We start from the raw sequence: 16,261 nt of genomic DNA on the forward strand, positions 1-16,261 counted from the left end.
CAATTTTTATTTGTTTCATAAATAACGGATCTAAATTTACCTCATGAAAATACTCATGGTAGCCATTCCCAATCATCATTTTTTTCAATGGGTGAACCAATTGAAAGATAGTGGGCATGACGTATTTTGGTTTGATAGTACTGATGGCGGAGGTTTAGTTGAGAAAATTCAATGGGTACACCAAATTAAAGGTTGGAAGTTGATGTGGGATTTTCCATTGAGACACTTCATCAAGTCTCGATTCCCGAAAGGGTATAGCCAAATTCAAAAAATTAACGAACGCAAGCTTGCTGAAGTTTTTGAAAAACAGTTGCAGCAAATCAAACCTGATGTAGTGCAGTGTTTTGAAATGCAACTTGCTGGAATACCTATTCTTGAAGTAATGGAAAAATATTCCAATATTCCCTTGATATATAGTTCTTGGGGAAGTGATTTGTTTTATCATAAAGAAATGGGTCTTTCATCACAAAACGTGCATCGCTTTTTAAAACGAGTGGATTATTTAATCACGGATTGTCATAGAGATTACAAGCTTGCACTACAAAATCAGTTTCGAAATATTTTTCTAGGAGTCTATCCTGGAAATGGTGGAATTGCATATCCTAAAAAAGAAATATTGCCTTGGCACAAAAGAAACTGTATTATTGTAAAAGGATATGATGATGAGGTAGGGAAAGCACTAGAAATAGGGAAGGCACTAGAACTAGTTGATCCTGTGTTGCTTTCGGATAAAAAAATTATTGTTTTTAGTGCTGATGCTGTGGTGGAGGCGTTTTTTAAAAATTCAAAAAAACTCCAAAACTACGATGTTGAAATACAACCCAGGAATCAATTTGTGCCAAATGAAATTCTGTTGAAACAAATGGGGCAAAGCATATTGTACCTTGGTAACAGCCTGTCAGATGGTATGCCCAATAGTTTACTTGAGGCTATGGGTATGGGCGCTTTTCCTATTCAATCTAATCCTGGCGGAGCTACCTCTGAAATTATAGAACATCAAAAAAATGGGCTTTTGATTGAAAATCCGTTGGATGTTACGGAGATTGCGCATCATATAACAAATTCTTTGCAGCACACTGCCCTCAGGGAAAAAGCACAAAAATACAATGTTGCCTTTTGTACTAAAAACTATGATAGAGCAGTATTGCAATCACAAATAGTACATTTGTACGACTCAATTACGGTTTAGCTTTACTACATTATGGATATCTCCTTTTTAATTGTTACTAAAAACCGACCCGATGAATTGCGGTATACGCTATCACGGTTGCAAAATCTTGTGACAATTGATAAGCATGAAGTTTTAGTATTTATTGATGGGTGTGTGGCTACTCAGGCATTGGTTACAGAGTTTGATTGGGTAAAATGGACCGTTTGGGATCATAGTATTAGTGCTTCTCCGGCAAGAGCTATTTTGTATCAAAAAGCTGTGGGTACTTTATTCATTGGTCTTGATGATGATGCACATCCTATTAGTGCTGATTTTATCCCAAAGGTACAACAGCATTTTGAGACTAATCCTCAACTGGGAATCTTGGCTTTTCAGGAAGTTAAAGGAATTTACCCAACAGATGATTTAGCTTTGCTTCAAGCAAAAAATAAAACATCGTTTTACACTAAAGATTTTGTAGGTTGTGGTTTTGCTATAGCCAAAAAAGTATACGCCATTACCAATGGGTTCCCTACGTGGATCGATATTTATGGTGAGGAACCTTGCGTGGCTTTTGAGGTTCTGGATACGGGCTATACTATATTTTTTGCACATGATATTGTAGTCAATCATAGAATTGACAGCGAAAAAAGAAAATTGCAAGGCAAGAATTACTTCCGATTTGAACGACAGTTCCGCAATAGTTTTAAACTCTATCTAGTCTATTATCCTAATCCTTTGCCTGTAATAGCACGCTTGCTTTTTCATAATTTTAAACGTTATGCTTGTACTGATTTTATTTTTTTTAAATTGTACTGGCGCGCTGTTGGACACATGATATTTACTTTTTTTGATACCTTAAAATACAGATCTCCTATTCAAAAGAAAACGCTTAAAGCTATTCAAAAATTAAAAAATATGCCTTACTAATATGCTTTTTAACACCCTCATGTACTCCTTATTTGTACCCATAGTTTTTGTGGTGTATTGGTATGTTTTGGGTAAATCAAGTAAGGCTCAAAATATTTTTTTGTTGTTGTGCAGTTACTATTTTTATTCTTGTTGGGATGTGCGGTTTCTTGGATTGTTATTGTTTTCAACGGCTTTAGATTATGTATCGGCGTTACAAATGCAAAATTCAAAATCAGAACAAGTCCGGAAAATATGGTTCTGGTCAAGCATCGGAATTAACATTTCTTTCCTCGGAATTTTTAAATACTATAACTTTTTTGCAGTTTCAATGCAGTCAGCACTGCAGGTGTTGGGTTGGGATATTGATTTGTACGTGTTGAAAATTATTTTGCCAGTTGGAATTTCATTTTACACTTTTCACGGACTATCTTACGTGATTGATGTTTATAAAAAACGACTGGTTCCAGAGCAAGACCCCATAGCTTATGCCTTATTTGTATCTTATTTTCCCCTTTTGGTTGCTGGGCCTATTGAGCGAGCCACCCATTTATTACCCCAACTCAAAAAAAACAGAACATTTTCATACCAGCAAGCAGTAAATGGATTGTACCAAATAGTGTGGGGATTGTTTAAAAAAATTGTGATTGCTGATCAATGTGCGCTTTACGCCAATGGAATTTTTAATAATGCACCACAGGAATCCGGAAGCACCTTATTTATAGGAGCTTTATTTTTTGCTTTCCAAATTTATGGCGACTTTAGTGGCTACTCAGATATTGCATTAGGAACCTCAAAACTTTTTGGATTAGAGTTGCTTCAAAATTTTTCATTTCCCTATTTTTCCAGAGATATTGCGGAGTTTTGGCGTCGTTGGCACATTTCATTATCCTCTTGGTTCAAAGATTATGTGTACATCCCACTGGGAGGTAGTTCAGGCTCTCGTTTTTTTAAAATCCGAAATGTTTGTATCATTTTTTTATTGAGCGGTTTTTGGCATGGAGCCAATTGGACGTTTATCGTTTGGGGGCTTTTGCATGCCTTGTATTTTGTGCCTTTGTTGCTGGCGCAAAAAAATCGAAAACATATTGAGATAGTAGCTTTTTCAAATACATGGCCTAGTGCTAAGGAGGTTTTTCAAATGGGAAGTACTTTTTTAATGACAACTCTTGCGTGGGTTTTTTTTAGGGCCAATTCTTTGTCTGCTGCTATTGATTATATTTCGGGTATTTTTTCAATTTCTTTATTTACAATACCCAGTGTACGTCCAACCAATGTCTTAGTCCTGATTTTATTTTGTATTACTGTAGAATGGTTTGGTCGTAGGAATGCATTTGCATTAGAAAACTTTAATTTACAAGGGAACAGACTAATTAGATGGTTTTTTATAAGTTTTGTTTTAATTCTCATTTTTGTATTTAGTAGTCCTGTAGAACAACAATTCATCTATTTTCAATTTTAATATGCGGCGTTTTATCCTCCATAGTGTCCTTTTTTTAGCTACTTTTTTTGTGGTGGATAAGTTGTTTTATTTTTTCTTGCATCATGCGCCCACACTGGAGTACGACACGCGTTTAGAACAAGTATTAAAAGGAAAGATGAACAAAGACGTATTGATTTTAGGGTCTTCAAGAGGCGCTAATAATATTTTGGCAGGACAGATAGAAAGCAAAACAAGCCACAGTACATACAATCTTTCCTATCCTGGATCAGATGTTAGGTTTCATTATTTTGTATTAAAATCAGTATTGAAATATAATAAAAAGCCGAAAATGGTAGTCTTAACCATTGATAATCCGCATGAATTTGTAAATGAAAAAACACTTAATTTTCGTTTTGATCGTTTGTATCCATTAGCTAAATACAATTATATCACACAAGAGTTGATCCGTCAAAAAGAAAAAAATGTGCTTTCTTGGGTTTTTTGTTTGGCGCGTCTCAATAGATCTAATTTTTCGGTATCGAAAGTAGCTATTCCGCTTGACGGAAAAATTGATGCTTGGGGTTCCATGCCCTTTTATAACAGAAAAGTTTCTTTTATTGGTAAAAAAAATTCGGTTCAATTGTACAATAGATCTTTAGAAAATACAGAAAAACTCACCGCTTTTAAGGCGTTACAACAATTGTGTTTCAAAAATAAGATACAAATAGTTTATGTTTTTCCGCCCAGTTATGGGGCATTCGACAAACAATTTTACAAGCGGTTTTTAAAAATGGTGCCTGCACATGATGTTATGGTTTACAATACCTTGAATACGATTTATCAAAACGAAGCTAGTTTTCATGACGAATCCCATTTACAACAAAAAGCCGCCCAAGTTTTTACAAATGAAATAAGTACCTTTATACAAAATAAAAATTACCTGAAATGAAAAAAATAGGTTTGATTCCGCTACGCAAAAACTCTAAAGGAATACCAGGAAAAAACAAGAAAAAAATGTTGGGGAGACCCTTGTTTTCTTGGGTTTTGAGTGAAGCTATTTTTTCAAATTTAGATGAAATATATGTGTTTACAGATGATACAGAAATCATTCATTACATAGAAAAAGAATACCATTGGAGTTCAAAAGTAAAAGCACTCTTGCGAACTGATGAGAATGCATCGGACACTGCCTCAACCGAAAGTGTTATGACTGAGTTTACTCAGCTTATTGCTCATGATTATGATGTTTTGTGCTTGCTTCAGGCAACGTCACCTTTAACGCAACGAGTAGCAATTAATACCGTTTTAGCCAAAGTAGAGCAGGAATCTTATGATGCAGCTCTTACAGTGGTTAAAACACACCGTTTTATTTGGGATGCATCGGGTAAACCACAAAATTATGACATCTACAACAGGCCTAGACGCCAAGATTTTGAAGGACTTTTGGTTGAAAACGGTGCCGTATATGCCACTACCAAAGCCGCTTTTGCACGTTCAAAAAACAGAATAAGTGGCAACATAGGACTTGTGGAGATGGATGAAGAGTCTTACACGGAAATTGATTCAACTGCAGATTGGGAAATTGTAACCCAGTTGCTGGCTCATCGTTTACAAAAAAGTAAAAAGCATAATAAAATATCCTATTTGGTTCTGGATGTTGATGGTGTTTTTACCAATGGTGGTGTATACTATGGAGCTGATGGGGAATTGATGAAGTATTTTGACATGCGTGATGGGATGGGACTTGAAATAATCAGACAAAATCAAGTAGAAGTTGTAATTATGACCTCTGAAAACTCCGAATTGGTAAAAACCCGCATGAAAAAATTGCAGATAGAACATTGTTTTATGGGAGTCAAAGACAAATATTCATTTCTGGAACAATTTTTAATAACTAAGGGAGCCTCCTATTCTCAAGTAGCGTATGTAGGTGATGATGTGAATGACTTGGCCAACATTTGTAGTGTAGGTTGGTCTTTTTGTCCAGCTAATGGAACTGAAATAGTAAAACAACATGCGGATTATGTTTTGACCCAAGCATCTGCTCAAGGCGCCATTAGGGAAGTGTGTGAGCGCATTATGAAATACAACCTGCGCTACTCTTAAAAATAAGCATCTACTTAAACGGCATTATGATACAATACGAAAAGAAATACAAATAAGGAGATGGCATTTGTAAAGCCAGATGTTTTTGTAAGGTTCGATGTATGTTGCGAAAGCAATAGAGTTGAGGTGTTGTTTTTAGCCAAATATTAATACGGCAAAGTAATCGTTTTTAGGAAAAAAATAATTTTCTTTGCTTACTAAAATAAAAAAAATGAAGGCATACAAAGCACCTTATGTAATAGCTGAAATAGGATGTAATCATAAAGGAGATATGGTTATTGCAAAGGAATTGATTCATATTGCAAAGATTTTTTGTAATGTAGATGCCGTAAAATTTCAAAAACGCAACAACAAAGAATTACTTACTATAGAGCAGTACAATTCGCCTCATCCCAATAGAGACAATTCTTATGGTGATACTTATGGAGCACACCGAGAGTATCTAGAATTCACAGTGGAACAACATGCTGAGCTAAAAGAATATTGTGAATCAGTAGGATTAGTATATTCTACATCAGTTTGGGATGTAACATCGGCTCAAGAAATAGCCTCTTTAAAACCTGAATTCATAAAAATTCCATCAGCATGTAATAATAATTATGCCATGCTCGAATGGTTATGCGACCATTACAAAGGGGAAATTCATATTTCGACTGGAATGACAACGCAAGATGAAATGAAAGATATTGTAGACTTTTTCGTAAAAAAAGAACGCAATCAAGATTTGGTTTTATACAATTGTACTTCAGGATACCCAGTTCCTTTTGACAGTGTTTGTTTGTTAGAAATTAATGCTTTGCAAAGTAAATATGGAGGACTAGTAAAACAAATTGGTTTTTCAGGTCATCATTTAGGCATTGCTGTGGATGTAGCCGCCTATACCTTAGGCGCCTCTATTATTGAACGCCATTATACCCTGGATAGAACTTGGAAAGGCACCGATCATGCCGCCTCTCTTGAGCCAATGGGTATGCGTAAGTTGATACGAGATTTAAAAGCAGTGTACCAAGCTTTGACAACGAAGTCGACGGATATTTTGCCAATTGAACAAGTACAAAGAGATAAATTGAAGAATAAAAAAGGATAAACAGTTTTGTTTTTAAATCGTGTGTTGGGTATGCATGCGTATGCCAAATCGCATTTTAAAGTTTGAATTTTTGAAGTAAATGGGTAACATGAATAAAAAAGTTTTTGTTTTTTTTCCAGATGGAGTAGGGTTGCGCAATTTTGCATTTACTCAGTTTAAGGAATTGGGAGAGGAACGCGGGAATACCATTGTGTACTGGAATAATACGGTATTTTCACTTGAAAATGAATTGGGTTATGAGGAATTACCACTCAAAAATCATAAAATACATCCATTAACTCCTTTGTACACTCGAGCTAGAAAGCATGTTGAACTCGATGTTTCACAGAAAAAATTCAAGGATTCCGTTTACGCAACTTATAAATTTCCTTTTAGTTACAAAGGAATCAAAAATATTTTAAAGAGTGTCTTTACCCAAATACTCATTGGCTTGAACTCCTCTGAGGTAGGTATAATTCGCATTAGAAAACGAATCAATAGTTTAGAACGTTCCACAAAAAAATACCAGTACTGCAAAGCCCAGCTGCAAGCACATAAACCAGATCTTGTTTTTTGTACCACACAGCGTGCCACACAATCTATAAGCGCATTGCTAGCTGCTCAAGATTTAGGAATTCCTACAGTAGGTTTTGTATATTCTTGGGACAATGTTCCAAAGGCGATGCAGCTAATAGAAACAGATTTCTATTGTGTGTGGAGTGATTTGATGAAAAAAGAAGTACTAACTTACTATCCGTTTATCAAAGAAAATCAAGTTTTTGTAACTGGTACTCCACAGTTTGAACCTCATTTTGATACGAGTTTGGCACAAAGCAGAATGGATTTTTGTAACCAACATAATTTGGATTATCATAAAAAGTACATTTGTTTTTCTGGTGATGACGAAACTACCTCACCACTGGATCAGTTTTATTTAGAGGATTTGGCTCAAGCCGTGCGAAGTTTAAATGCTAAAGGTCATGATCTAGGAATAATTTACAGGAAATGCCCAGTAGATACTACCACGAGATATGAAAAAATAATACAGCAATACCAAGATGTTATTGCTGTGATAGATCCTTTGTGGACCTCCAAAGGAACACAATGGAATGAAATTTTACCCACAAAAGCTGATTTAGGTTTGTTGTATAATGTGTGTGAACATTCGGAATTTGTGGCCAATGTGTGTTCCTCAACTGTTTTTGATTTTGTATTGCACAATAAATCCTGTTTGTATTTTAATTACGAGCAACCTCAATTGAAAAAAGGCATTCGGGATATAGGTCAAAACTATAACTATGTTCATTTTAGGAGTATGCCCAGCCCAGATGCTGCCGTTTTTTGTAACCATAAAAAAGATTTAGAATTCTTGGTTGAACAAATTTTAGAACAAAAAGTATCCAATGTTTCAGTAGGGAAAAAATGGTTTGATATTGTTGCGTCAAATCATCCATCAGTTGCGTCTAAAACTATTTGGGATACCATAGAAACTATTTTAAAAAACTAATATGTTTTTCAATTCACTTGCCTTTGCGGTATTTTTGCCCATTGTTTTTATCTTGTATTGGTTTGTTTGTAATAAAAACAAGTCCTATCAAAATGCACTTCTTATTATTGCGAGTTATTATTTTTATTCGTGTTGGGACTGGCGTTTTTTATTTTTGTTAATTTTCTCTACATTTTTAGATTATTACACGGGGATTCAAATAGAAAAAAGCAGTAGTAAAACGGCTCGAAAATTTTGGTTTTGGCTCAGTATAGCCATCAATTTAGGATTTTTAGGGATATTTAAATATTACAATTTCTTTGCTGATTCGTTTTCTCAATTGGTAAATGGTTTTGGTTTTAAAACCAGTCCATTGTTACTCCATGTGGTCTTGCCAGTAGGAATATCTTTTTACACCTTTCACGGCTTATCTTACGTGATTGATATCTATTACAAGCGCATCAAAGCCGAATATAATTTTGTAGATTATTCGTTGTTTGTGAGTTACTTTCCTTTGCTTGTGGCTGGTCCTATTGAAAGAGCGACCCATTTATTACCGCAGGTAAAAGTGAAGCGCAGTTTTGATTATCAAAAAGCTAAAGAAGGTGTATTTCAGTTCGTGTGGGGATTAGTCAAAAAAGTGGTCATTGCGGATACTTGCGCAACTTATGCGAATGCTATTTTTGATAATTACCCGTCTATGAATACCTTATCACTTGTTTTGGGTGCTGTGTATTTTGCGTTCCAAATCTACGGTGACTTTTCGGGCTACTCTGATATGGCATTGGGAATGTCAAAATTGTTTGGGATTGATTTGTTACGGAATTTTAATTATCCCTATTTTTCAAGAGATATAGCTGAGTTTTGGAGGCGTTGGCACATTTCGCTTTCTTCTTGGTTCAAAGATTATTTGTATATTCCGCTAGGAGGTAGCTCAGGAGGTATGGCTATGAAAATTAGAAATACTTTTATAATTTTCTTGGTTAGTGGTTTTTGGCATGGAGCCAATTTGACTTTTGTTGCTTGGGGTTTTATCAATGCCTTGTACTTTTTGCCATTATTGATTTTAAATCGCAACCGTTCGAATATGGAAACGGTTGGTTTAAATTTGAATTTTAACGGTATTAAAGTATTCTTTAGCATGCTGACTACTTTTGCTTTAACCTGTTTGGCTTGGATATTTTTTAGGTCCAAATCTATCGAGGCTGCCTATGAGTACATCGTACGAATGTTTTCGAATCGTATTTTTGAAATACAATATTTAGAGAATCAAAGGTATAACTATGAAATTGTAGTTCTGATACTAGCTTTTGTTCTTGTAGAATGGAAAAACCGTCAGCAAGTAGAACCTATTTCTGGAAAATACAGTTACTTAAGGCTGAGCCTTTGTCTTGTTGCTATTGTAGCTCTAGGCACTTACGCTGATTATAAAGAATTTATTTATTTTCAGTTTTAAAAATAAATAAGATAAGAAAACCTCAAATTCAACCTCGAAAAAACGAATAATGAAGCAGTTTTTAATTTTTATTGGCAAAACACTCTTGATACTCCTTTTGTTAGCAGTGATCTTGGATGTTTTGTATACCTCTGTTTATTTGCAATCCTCCACAAGAGGAAAGATAGAACAGGTTTACAACTCAAAAGCTCAAAAATTTGATGTGGTTATTTTGGGATCCTCAAGAGCAAATAATCATTTTGTAACTCCATTATTTGAACAAAAAGGGTTGCGCGCTTTTAATTACGGAATGAGTGGTGGACATCTTTTTGAAGCCTCACTGCTATTAAAATTAATGATCGAAAAAAAGTATGTTATAAAAAATGTAGTTTTAGAAGCTGATTTGAATCTCTCCAATGAAAAGCGTGACGAAGGAGTTTCATCACATTTTCTACCATTTTTGCATCAATCTCAAACTATAGCAAATCATTTTTCGAATGAAACTGATTTTGCATCCATGTATTATGTACCGTTTTATAGGTATGTAGCATTTGATGCAAAAATAGGTTTTAGAGAAATGCATGACGTTTTGTTTCATAAACCTACAAAATTACTCGATCACTTAGGCTACTATCCTTTGTACAAAAATCCTAAGGCAAATATGAAGAATGATTTGACCAACTTAAAGCCTTTGAAAAACAAATACTTTGAAGAAATAAAACAGCTTTGTAAAGAGAATAACATTAACTTTATTGCTATCATGACGCCTATGTGTAGCAATACTAAAGGCATAAATTATTTTGAAAAAGTAAAGAAATTATATCCTGAAATTCATAATTATGAAAATGTGGTGATTGGAGATCAATATTTTTCATCTTGTGGCCATTTGAATGATGCAGGAGCTAGAAAGTTTACCTCAGTTGTAATTAAGGATTTTTTTAACAGTAAAGAACACAAAATTAAATAGAGCAGAATAAAACGTCGATGGGTTAGAATAATACACTGGCCATTAAACTTGTAATCCATACCTTATGCACATTGCTTTTCTTACGCCAGAATATCCTCATAAGCAAGTGGGTCACGCTGCGGGCATTGGCACAAGTATTAAAAACTTAGTAGTAGCTTTAGCTAAACAAAAGATTAAGGTAACCGTGATTGTATATGGTCAGGCGGAAAATGCTCAACTTGACGAAAATGGAGTAACGATACATATTTTAAAATCAAAAAAATATCGATTTTTAGGCTGGTACTTGCATAGAAAATACATTCAGGATTATGTAAATGATTTGATAATCACCGAAAAAATTGATCTTCTTGAAGCACCTGATTGGACAGGGATTACTGCTTTTATGAAACTAAAAGCGCCATTGGTAATTCGTTTTCATGGCAGTGATACCTATTTTTGTCATCTTGAAAAGCGCAAACAAAAATGGAAAAATTTTTGGTTCGAAAAGCAAGCTGTCAAAAAAGCCAAGGAGTTTATAGCTCCCACTGCTTACGCAGGAAGAGTATCGAAAGAATTATTTGGAATTAAAAACAAAACTGTAAAAACCATTCATTATGGGTTGGCATTAGAAGATTTTCAAAATCCAAATCCAACACAATTTGAGAACGGACTGTTATTGTACATAGGCACCATTATTAGAAAAAAAGGAGTTTTGGAATTGCCTGCTATTTTTAATATCGTGCGTACGAAATTCCCAGAGGCCAAACTGGTTTTGATAGGCGGAGATGCATCCGATGTGGCAACGGGAGCAACCTCTACTTGGGAGTTACTACAGCAAAGTTTTGACAGTGAAGACGTAAAAAACGTAACGTACTTAGGGAAAATACCGTATCAAGACATCCAAAAACACATAAGACTAGCACAAGTATGTATTTTTCCTAGCTATGCAGAGACCCTTGGAATGGTGACAATTGAGTCTATGGCTTTGCAGAAACCTGTGGTAAATACCAATATTGGATGGGCGCAAGAATTGATGGTGGATGCTGATAGTGGTTTTCTAGTGCATCCTGCAGATCATCAACAATTTGCAAATCGTATTCTTACTGTTCTGGAGCAGCCGCAACTTGGTATTGAAATGGGTAAAAATGCTAGCCTATATGTACAAGAACATTTTGATATCGAAAAAATTGTAGAGCAGAATATTCAATTTTATAAATCAATTCTTAAGAAGTGATTATAGTATATCATAGAGATAGCAAGGTTACTGCCGTTGATGGAGTTTCGCCTCTGTTTTATTCAAAGTTAAATAGAAGCAATATTGCGCACACATTATTTCTTATTGCTAGTGAAAATCCAAATGTAAAAATAGTTTGGTGTCATGAAACTGTGAAGAAAAAACTGAATCTAACAGTCTTAGATGCGCTTTCAAAGCATAAAAATGTGATGTTGAGTTACAAAGGAGCAGCAGATTTGCCTTTTCAAAATTTAGTAGGTTATATAGAGCAATCTCCCTTTATAAAAGTCAATCACACCGTTACCTATCCTACGTGGTGCATGAGCTCAACCGTGGGAGTGATACATGCCTCGGTACTAGAGCGCAATAAATCACAGCTTAAACCAGATGTCAATTTGAATTATTTTTTGTGTTCTATTGCAAAAATAGGAATGATTAAAGGCCTGTTTTGTTATGCTGCACCACAATTATTGTTTGATAATCAAGATGTAATTCATGAAAAGCCTATTAGTATCTTTGCAGCTTTTAAGTTTGTGAGTCAGCATTTTAAAAAGCAATGGGTGTTCTTTTTATTTTTTATGATGTTGGTTTATGAAAAACGATTGACTTTTTTTCCTCTTTTAAAGGCCTTGTTTTTTAAAAGTCGCTTGTATATGGACCTTAGTTTTGAGTCCTTAATGGCAGATGTTGACCAAGATGCACAAGAGTTGCCTTCTATTGATGTTATCATTCCTACTTTGGGAAGGAAAGTGTATTTATATGATGTACTTCTAGATTTGGCTGCCCAATCTCATTTGCCTGTACATGTAATTGTGATTGAGCAAAATCCTGTACCTGATAGTATTTCAGAACTAGAATATTTGCAAGAAAAAAACTGGCCTTTTGTTGTAAAACACGTCTTTACACATCAAACTGGTGCTTGCAATGCCCGAAATCTAGCTTTAGATCTAGTGGAAAGTGAGTGGGTATTTCTTGGGGATGATGACAACCGTTTTGGACAACATTTGATTCGGGATGTGTTACAAAACGCTACAAAGTATGGCTTAGAAGCTATAACTACTGCTTATTTGCAGGAGGGTGAAACTCAAATATTCAATACCATTCATCAATCGGGTATTTTTGGGTCGGGAAATAGTTTTGTAGCTGCGCCATCCTTAAAAAACATTCGTTTTGATAAGGCATTAGAATTTGGTTATGGAGAGGATACTGATTTCGGTCTACAATTACGGAATTCAGGTTATGATATTATTTATTTTCCCAGTTTAAGAATAACGCATCTTAAAGCACCGTCGGGAGGTTTTAGAACGCCGCTGCCTCAATTATGGGAACAAGATTGCATTCACCCCAAACCATCACCTACTATATTGTATGTCTATTTAAAACATTTTACTTTAGAGCAATTAAAAGGTTTTAAGCTATTACTTTTTTTAAAGCTTCTAAAAAAAGAGCCCATTTTAAAGAGTATTCTTTTTGTTCGTAATTTTAATAAAAAATGGGAAAGAAGCATTTTTTGGGCACAAAAATTAAAAATAGGACAACATGAGAATTAAATACGTCTATACTAAATTACTCAAAAGATGGGATGATTTTAAGCAGCATCCATTAACAAAAGATACTGTTTGGAAAGCTTTTTTTAGATATGTTTCATTCAATAGTATTCAAAGTTTACATCCTAAACCAAGACAATATGATTGGATTGATGGTTTGAAGTTTTATGCTCAAAAAGGAGATGCAGGTATTGTGGCCAATATTTATTATAAACTATTTGATTACGAAGATTCTATGTTTTTGTTGCATCATTTAAAACCGAATGAGCTGTTTATTGATGTTGGAGCAAATGTGGGACATTTTACTTTACTGGCTGCAGGAATATGTCAAGCAGATGTTATAGCTTGTGAACCAATACCATCCACGTTTGTAAAATTGACAAAAAATATAGACTTAAATAATCTATCGCAAAAAATCACAACATATAATATTGGAATAGGCGAAGAGGAATCCTTCTTGAATTTTACACAGCATAAGGGAGTAATGAATGCGGTTGCTTTAGATCAGGAATCAGGATATGTTACCGTTGAGGTAAAAAAACTCGATACAATTTTGGCTGATTTTGCCCCAACTTTTTTGAAAGTTGATGTTGAAGGTTATGAATATTTTGTTCTAAAAGGAGCAACAGAAATACTAAAGCGTGAAAGTCTTAAATATATTATTATTGAGTTAAACTCGTCTAATTTGAAATTTGGTCATACCAACCAACAAATATTTGAATTATTACTTTCTTTTAACTTTGTACCTATTCGATACGATGTGGAGAATAAAAAGTGTATTGAAATGGAGAGTTTTAACACTTTGACATTCAATACTATTTTCATTAAGAAAAGCAAATAATACAAATGCTAAAAATTTATACCAATCATCTGTTTATAACTCCTGAAAACCGCAAAGAAGTTTTTCCGTTGTTGTTTGATTTGTGTTATACGGAGAATAGTATTTTGAATACCCTTTATGAGTTCGTATCAACTCTTGAAGCTTGTGATGTAGCAATAGTTCCTGTAAATTTGCGACGGTTTGGTACCCGTAGGGATTTAAATCAATTTATTTCTGAGGCCCAAAAAAGGCGTAAAATAGTTTGGCTGTATTCTGGGGGAGATTTTGGACTGACATTAGATACTACTGTTCAAGTATTTAGAAACGGTGGTTTTCATTCTAAGTTACCAAGGACTACTTTTATTTTGCCGTCTTTTATCAATGATCCATTTCAAAATAAAGATCAAGTAGTAGTTGCTATTCCTAAAATTGCGTTGCCTCAAATAGGATTTGTGGGGCATGCAGCTAATTCAATTACTAAACAGTTAAAAGAATCAATTGGGTATTGTAAAAATAATTTGGATATCATTTTAAAACGGGAACAAGCTGATTTTCAAAAGTTTTATCCTTCTAGTGCAAAACGCTATTATTTTTTAAAACAATTATCAAAAAGTGAAAAAGTAGCAACTAATTTTATTTTGAGAAAAAATTACAGTGCTGGCGCAAAAACAGCTCAGGACAAAGCCATTGCAAGACAGGAATTTTTTGATAATATTGCTGCTAATCCATATACGTTTTGCATGCGTGGAGCAGGAAATTTTTCGGTTAGGTTTTATGAAACGTTGGCCATGGGAAGGATTCCGGTCGTGGTAAACACGGATATTCGATTGCCTCTAGACGATCAAATTGATTGGAGTAAACATTGCGTAATGGTATCTGAGGAAAACATGATACAAGAGTTAGTCGCTTTTCATAAGGCTATATCACCAGAAGATTTTATTCAAATGCAAATTGACAACCGTAATTTATGGTTGAATTTTTTAGAACGAGAAGCTTATTTTAGGACTATATACCGTGTTTTTAAAAATAAAATAAATGAAGTTTAGTCTCATTATATGTACGTACATGCGCCCGCAAGCCGTGGTAAAGTTGTTGCTATCTGTTGCGCAGCAGTCACTTTATCCAGATGAAATTTTAGTCATTGATGGCAGTGAGAACCAAGATACGGAAAATGCTATTGCACAACATGATTTTGATAAGGTGGCTTATTACAAAGTAAGTGAATCAGAAAGAGGTTTGACAAAGCAAAGAAATTTTGGTATTCAAAAAAGTGATAGAAGTTTCCAAGTGATTTGTTTTCTGGACGATGATACCATACTTACTCCTAATTATTGCTTGGAAATCATTAAAACATTCAAAGAGGATGAAGGCCTTGTAGGAGTGGGAGGTGTTGCAGTGAACGAAAATAAATGGCAAGAAAAAAAGCCGAATATTTCTTATCATCCTCATTATTTTTATCAATGGGAAAATTACGTTTATCCCGAGGGATTACGTAATGTAGTTCGCAATTATCTGGGTTTGTCTTCTCCATTGCATCCCGGAAAAATGCCTAATTTCTCTCATGGTCGTACTTGTGGTTATCCCTTGACAGGCAAAATCTATGATGTAGATTTGTTAATTGGAATGGCAATGTCCTTTCGGGCAAGTGTTTTTAATGAGTTGCAATTTTCTACTTATTTTGAAGGATATGGCTTGTATGAAGATGCTGATTTCAGTTTGAGAGTTTTGCAATATGGCAGAAATGCTATCAATACAAAGGCGCAATTACTTCACTATCACGAACCTTATGGTCGGCCAAATCAATATAAATATGGTAAAATGGTTGTTCGAAACGGGTGGTACGTATGGCACGTGAAGAACTCAAATCCTAAAATCAAGGATAGGCTCAAGTGGCATCTAATTACCGTTTTGTTATTGTGCATCAGAGGTACAAATTCTTTTAGGGGCAATGATAAAAAAGTCGCATTTTTAGAAACCATAGGAAGAGTTGTGGGTTGGATATCGATTTTATTTTCTCCGCCGTAAATACAAAATAATGACTGTGGAGGCCTTTAAAAGGTTCAGAAAAGATTCGTTAAGAATTCCGTTGGCTTTTCGAATAAAAAAGCATTAAATTTGAATGCCGCAATTTTCCCTACT

14 protein-coding genes are annotated in these 16,261 nt (G+C 34.6%); all 14 read left to right on the forward strand.

The genetic code is table 11. From position 1 onward, the window contains the following. The first annotated feature begins 43 nt into the window (after positions 1 to 43). Positions 44 to 1,189 (forward strand): glycosyltransferase, encoded by a 1,146-nt coding sequence (locus DNC80_RS02350; protein WP_182648882.1) that lies wholly within the window; start codon positions 44 to 46, stop codon positions 1,187 to 1,189. Between the two features lie 12 nt (positions 1,190 to 1,201). After that, positions 1,202 to 2,080, forward strand: a complete 879-nt coding sequence (locus tag DNC80_RS02355; RefSeq protein WP_182648885.1) for a glycosyltransferase family 2 protein — start codon at positions 1,202 to 1,204, stop codon at positions 2,078 to 2,080. Position 2,081: 1 nt separating this feature from the next. Then, on the forward strand, positions 2,082 to 3,521 hold the full coding sequence (locus DNC80_RS02360) for an MBOAT family protein (RefSeq protein WP_182648887.1): 1,440 nt from the start codon (positions 2,082 to 2,084) through the stop codon (positions 3,519 to 3,521). Between the two features lie 136 nt (positions 3,522 to 3,657). Beyond that, a complete protein-coding gene (locus DNC80_RS02365) occupies positions 3,658 to 4,431 on the forward strand; it encodes a hypothetical protein (RefSeq protein ID WP_220485196.1) in 774 nt (257 codons plus the stop codon). After that, positions 4,428 to 5,588, forward strand: coding sequence for an acylneuraminate cytidylyltransferase (locus DNC80_RS02370; RefSeq protein ID WP_182648891.1), 1,161 nt, complete (start codon positions 4,428 to 4,430; stop codon positions 5,586 to 5,588). Before DNC80_RS02365 ends, DNC80_RS02370 begins: the two co-directional genes overlap by 4 nt. Positions 5,589 to 5,799: 211 nt before the next feature. Further along, positions 5,800 to 6,675: an N-acetylneuraminate synthase family protein gene (locus tag DNC80_RS02375; protein WP_182648893.1), complete on the forward strand. Its 876-nt coding sequence runs from the start codon at positions 5,800 to 5,802 to the stop codon at positions 6,673 to 6,675. Between the two features lie 88 nt (positions 6,676 to 6,763). Beyond that, positions 6,764 to 8,161 (forward strand): UDP-glycosyltransferase, encoded by a 1,398-nt coding sequence (locus DNC80_RS02380; RefSeq protein ID WP_182648895.1) that lies wholly within the window; start codon positions 6,764 to 6,766, stop codon positions 8,159 to 8,161. Between the two features lies 1 nt (position 8,162). Beyond that, on the forward strand, positions 8,163 to 9,596 hold the full coding sequence (locus DNC80_RS02385; RefSeq protein ID WP_182648897.1) for an MBOAT family protein: 1,434 nt from the start codon (positions 8,163 to 8,165) through the stop codon (positions 9,594 to 9,596). Between the two features lie 49 nt (positions 9,597 to 9,645). Then, positions 9,646 to 10,542, forward strand: coding sequence for a hypothetical protein (locus tag DNC80_RS02390; RefSeq protein WP_182648899.1), 897 nt, complete (start codon positions 9,646 to 9,648; stop codon positions 10,540 to 10,542). Between the two features lie 64 nt (positions 10,543 to 10,606). Continuing rightward, positions 10,607 to 11,755, forward strand: coding sequence for a glycosyltransferase family 4 protein (locus tag DNC80_RS02395; protein ID WP_182648901.1), 1,149 nt, complete (start codon positions 10,607 to 10,609; stop codon positions 11,753 to 11,755). Then, positions 11,752 to 13,305, forward strand: a complete 1,554-nt coding sequence (locus DNC80_RS16110; protein ID WP_182648903.1) for a glycosyltransferase family A protein — start codon at positions 11,752 to 11,754, stop codon at positions 13,303 to 13,305. The genes DNC80_RS02395 and DNC80_RS16110 overlap by 4 nt, the downstream gene beginning before the upstream one ends. Next, positions 13,295 to 14,143 (forward strand): FkbM family methyltransferase, encoded by an 849-nt coding sequence (locus DNC80_RS02405; protein WP_182648905.1) that lies wholly within the window; start codon positions 13,295 to 13,297, stop codon positions 14,141 to 14,143. The genes DNC80_RS16110 and DNC80_RS02405 overlap by 11 nt, the downstream gene beginning before the upstream one ends. 5 nt (positions 14,144 to 14,148) lie before the next feature. Continuing rightward, entirely contained in the window at positions 14,149 to 15,168 is a 1,020-nt protein-coding gene (locus DNC80_RS02410; protein WP_182648907.1) for an exostosin family protein, read from the forward strand. Beyond that, positions 15,158 to 16,147, forward strand: coding sequence for a glycosyltransferase family 2 protein (locus tag DNC80_RS02415; protein ID WP_182648909.1), 990 nt, complete (start codon positions 15,158 to 15,160; stop codon positions 16,145 to 16,147). The genes DNC80_RS02410 and DNC80_RS02415 overlap by 11 nt, the downstream gene beginning before the upstream one ends. Positions 16,148 to 16,261: the final 114 nt, after the last annotated feature.

Source organism: Flavobacterium sp. SOK18b, assembly GCF_014156605.1.
In the GTDB taxonomy this organism is placed as follows: Bacteria; Bacteroidota; Bacteroidia; order Flavobacteriales; family Flavobacteriaceae; genus Flavobacterium; species Flavobacterium tiangeerense.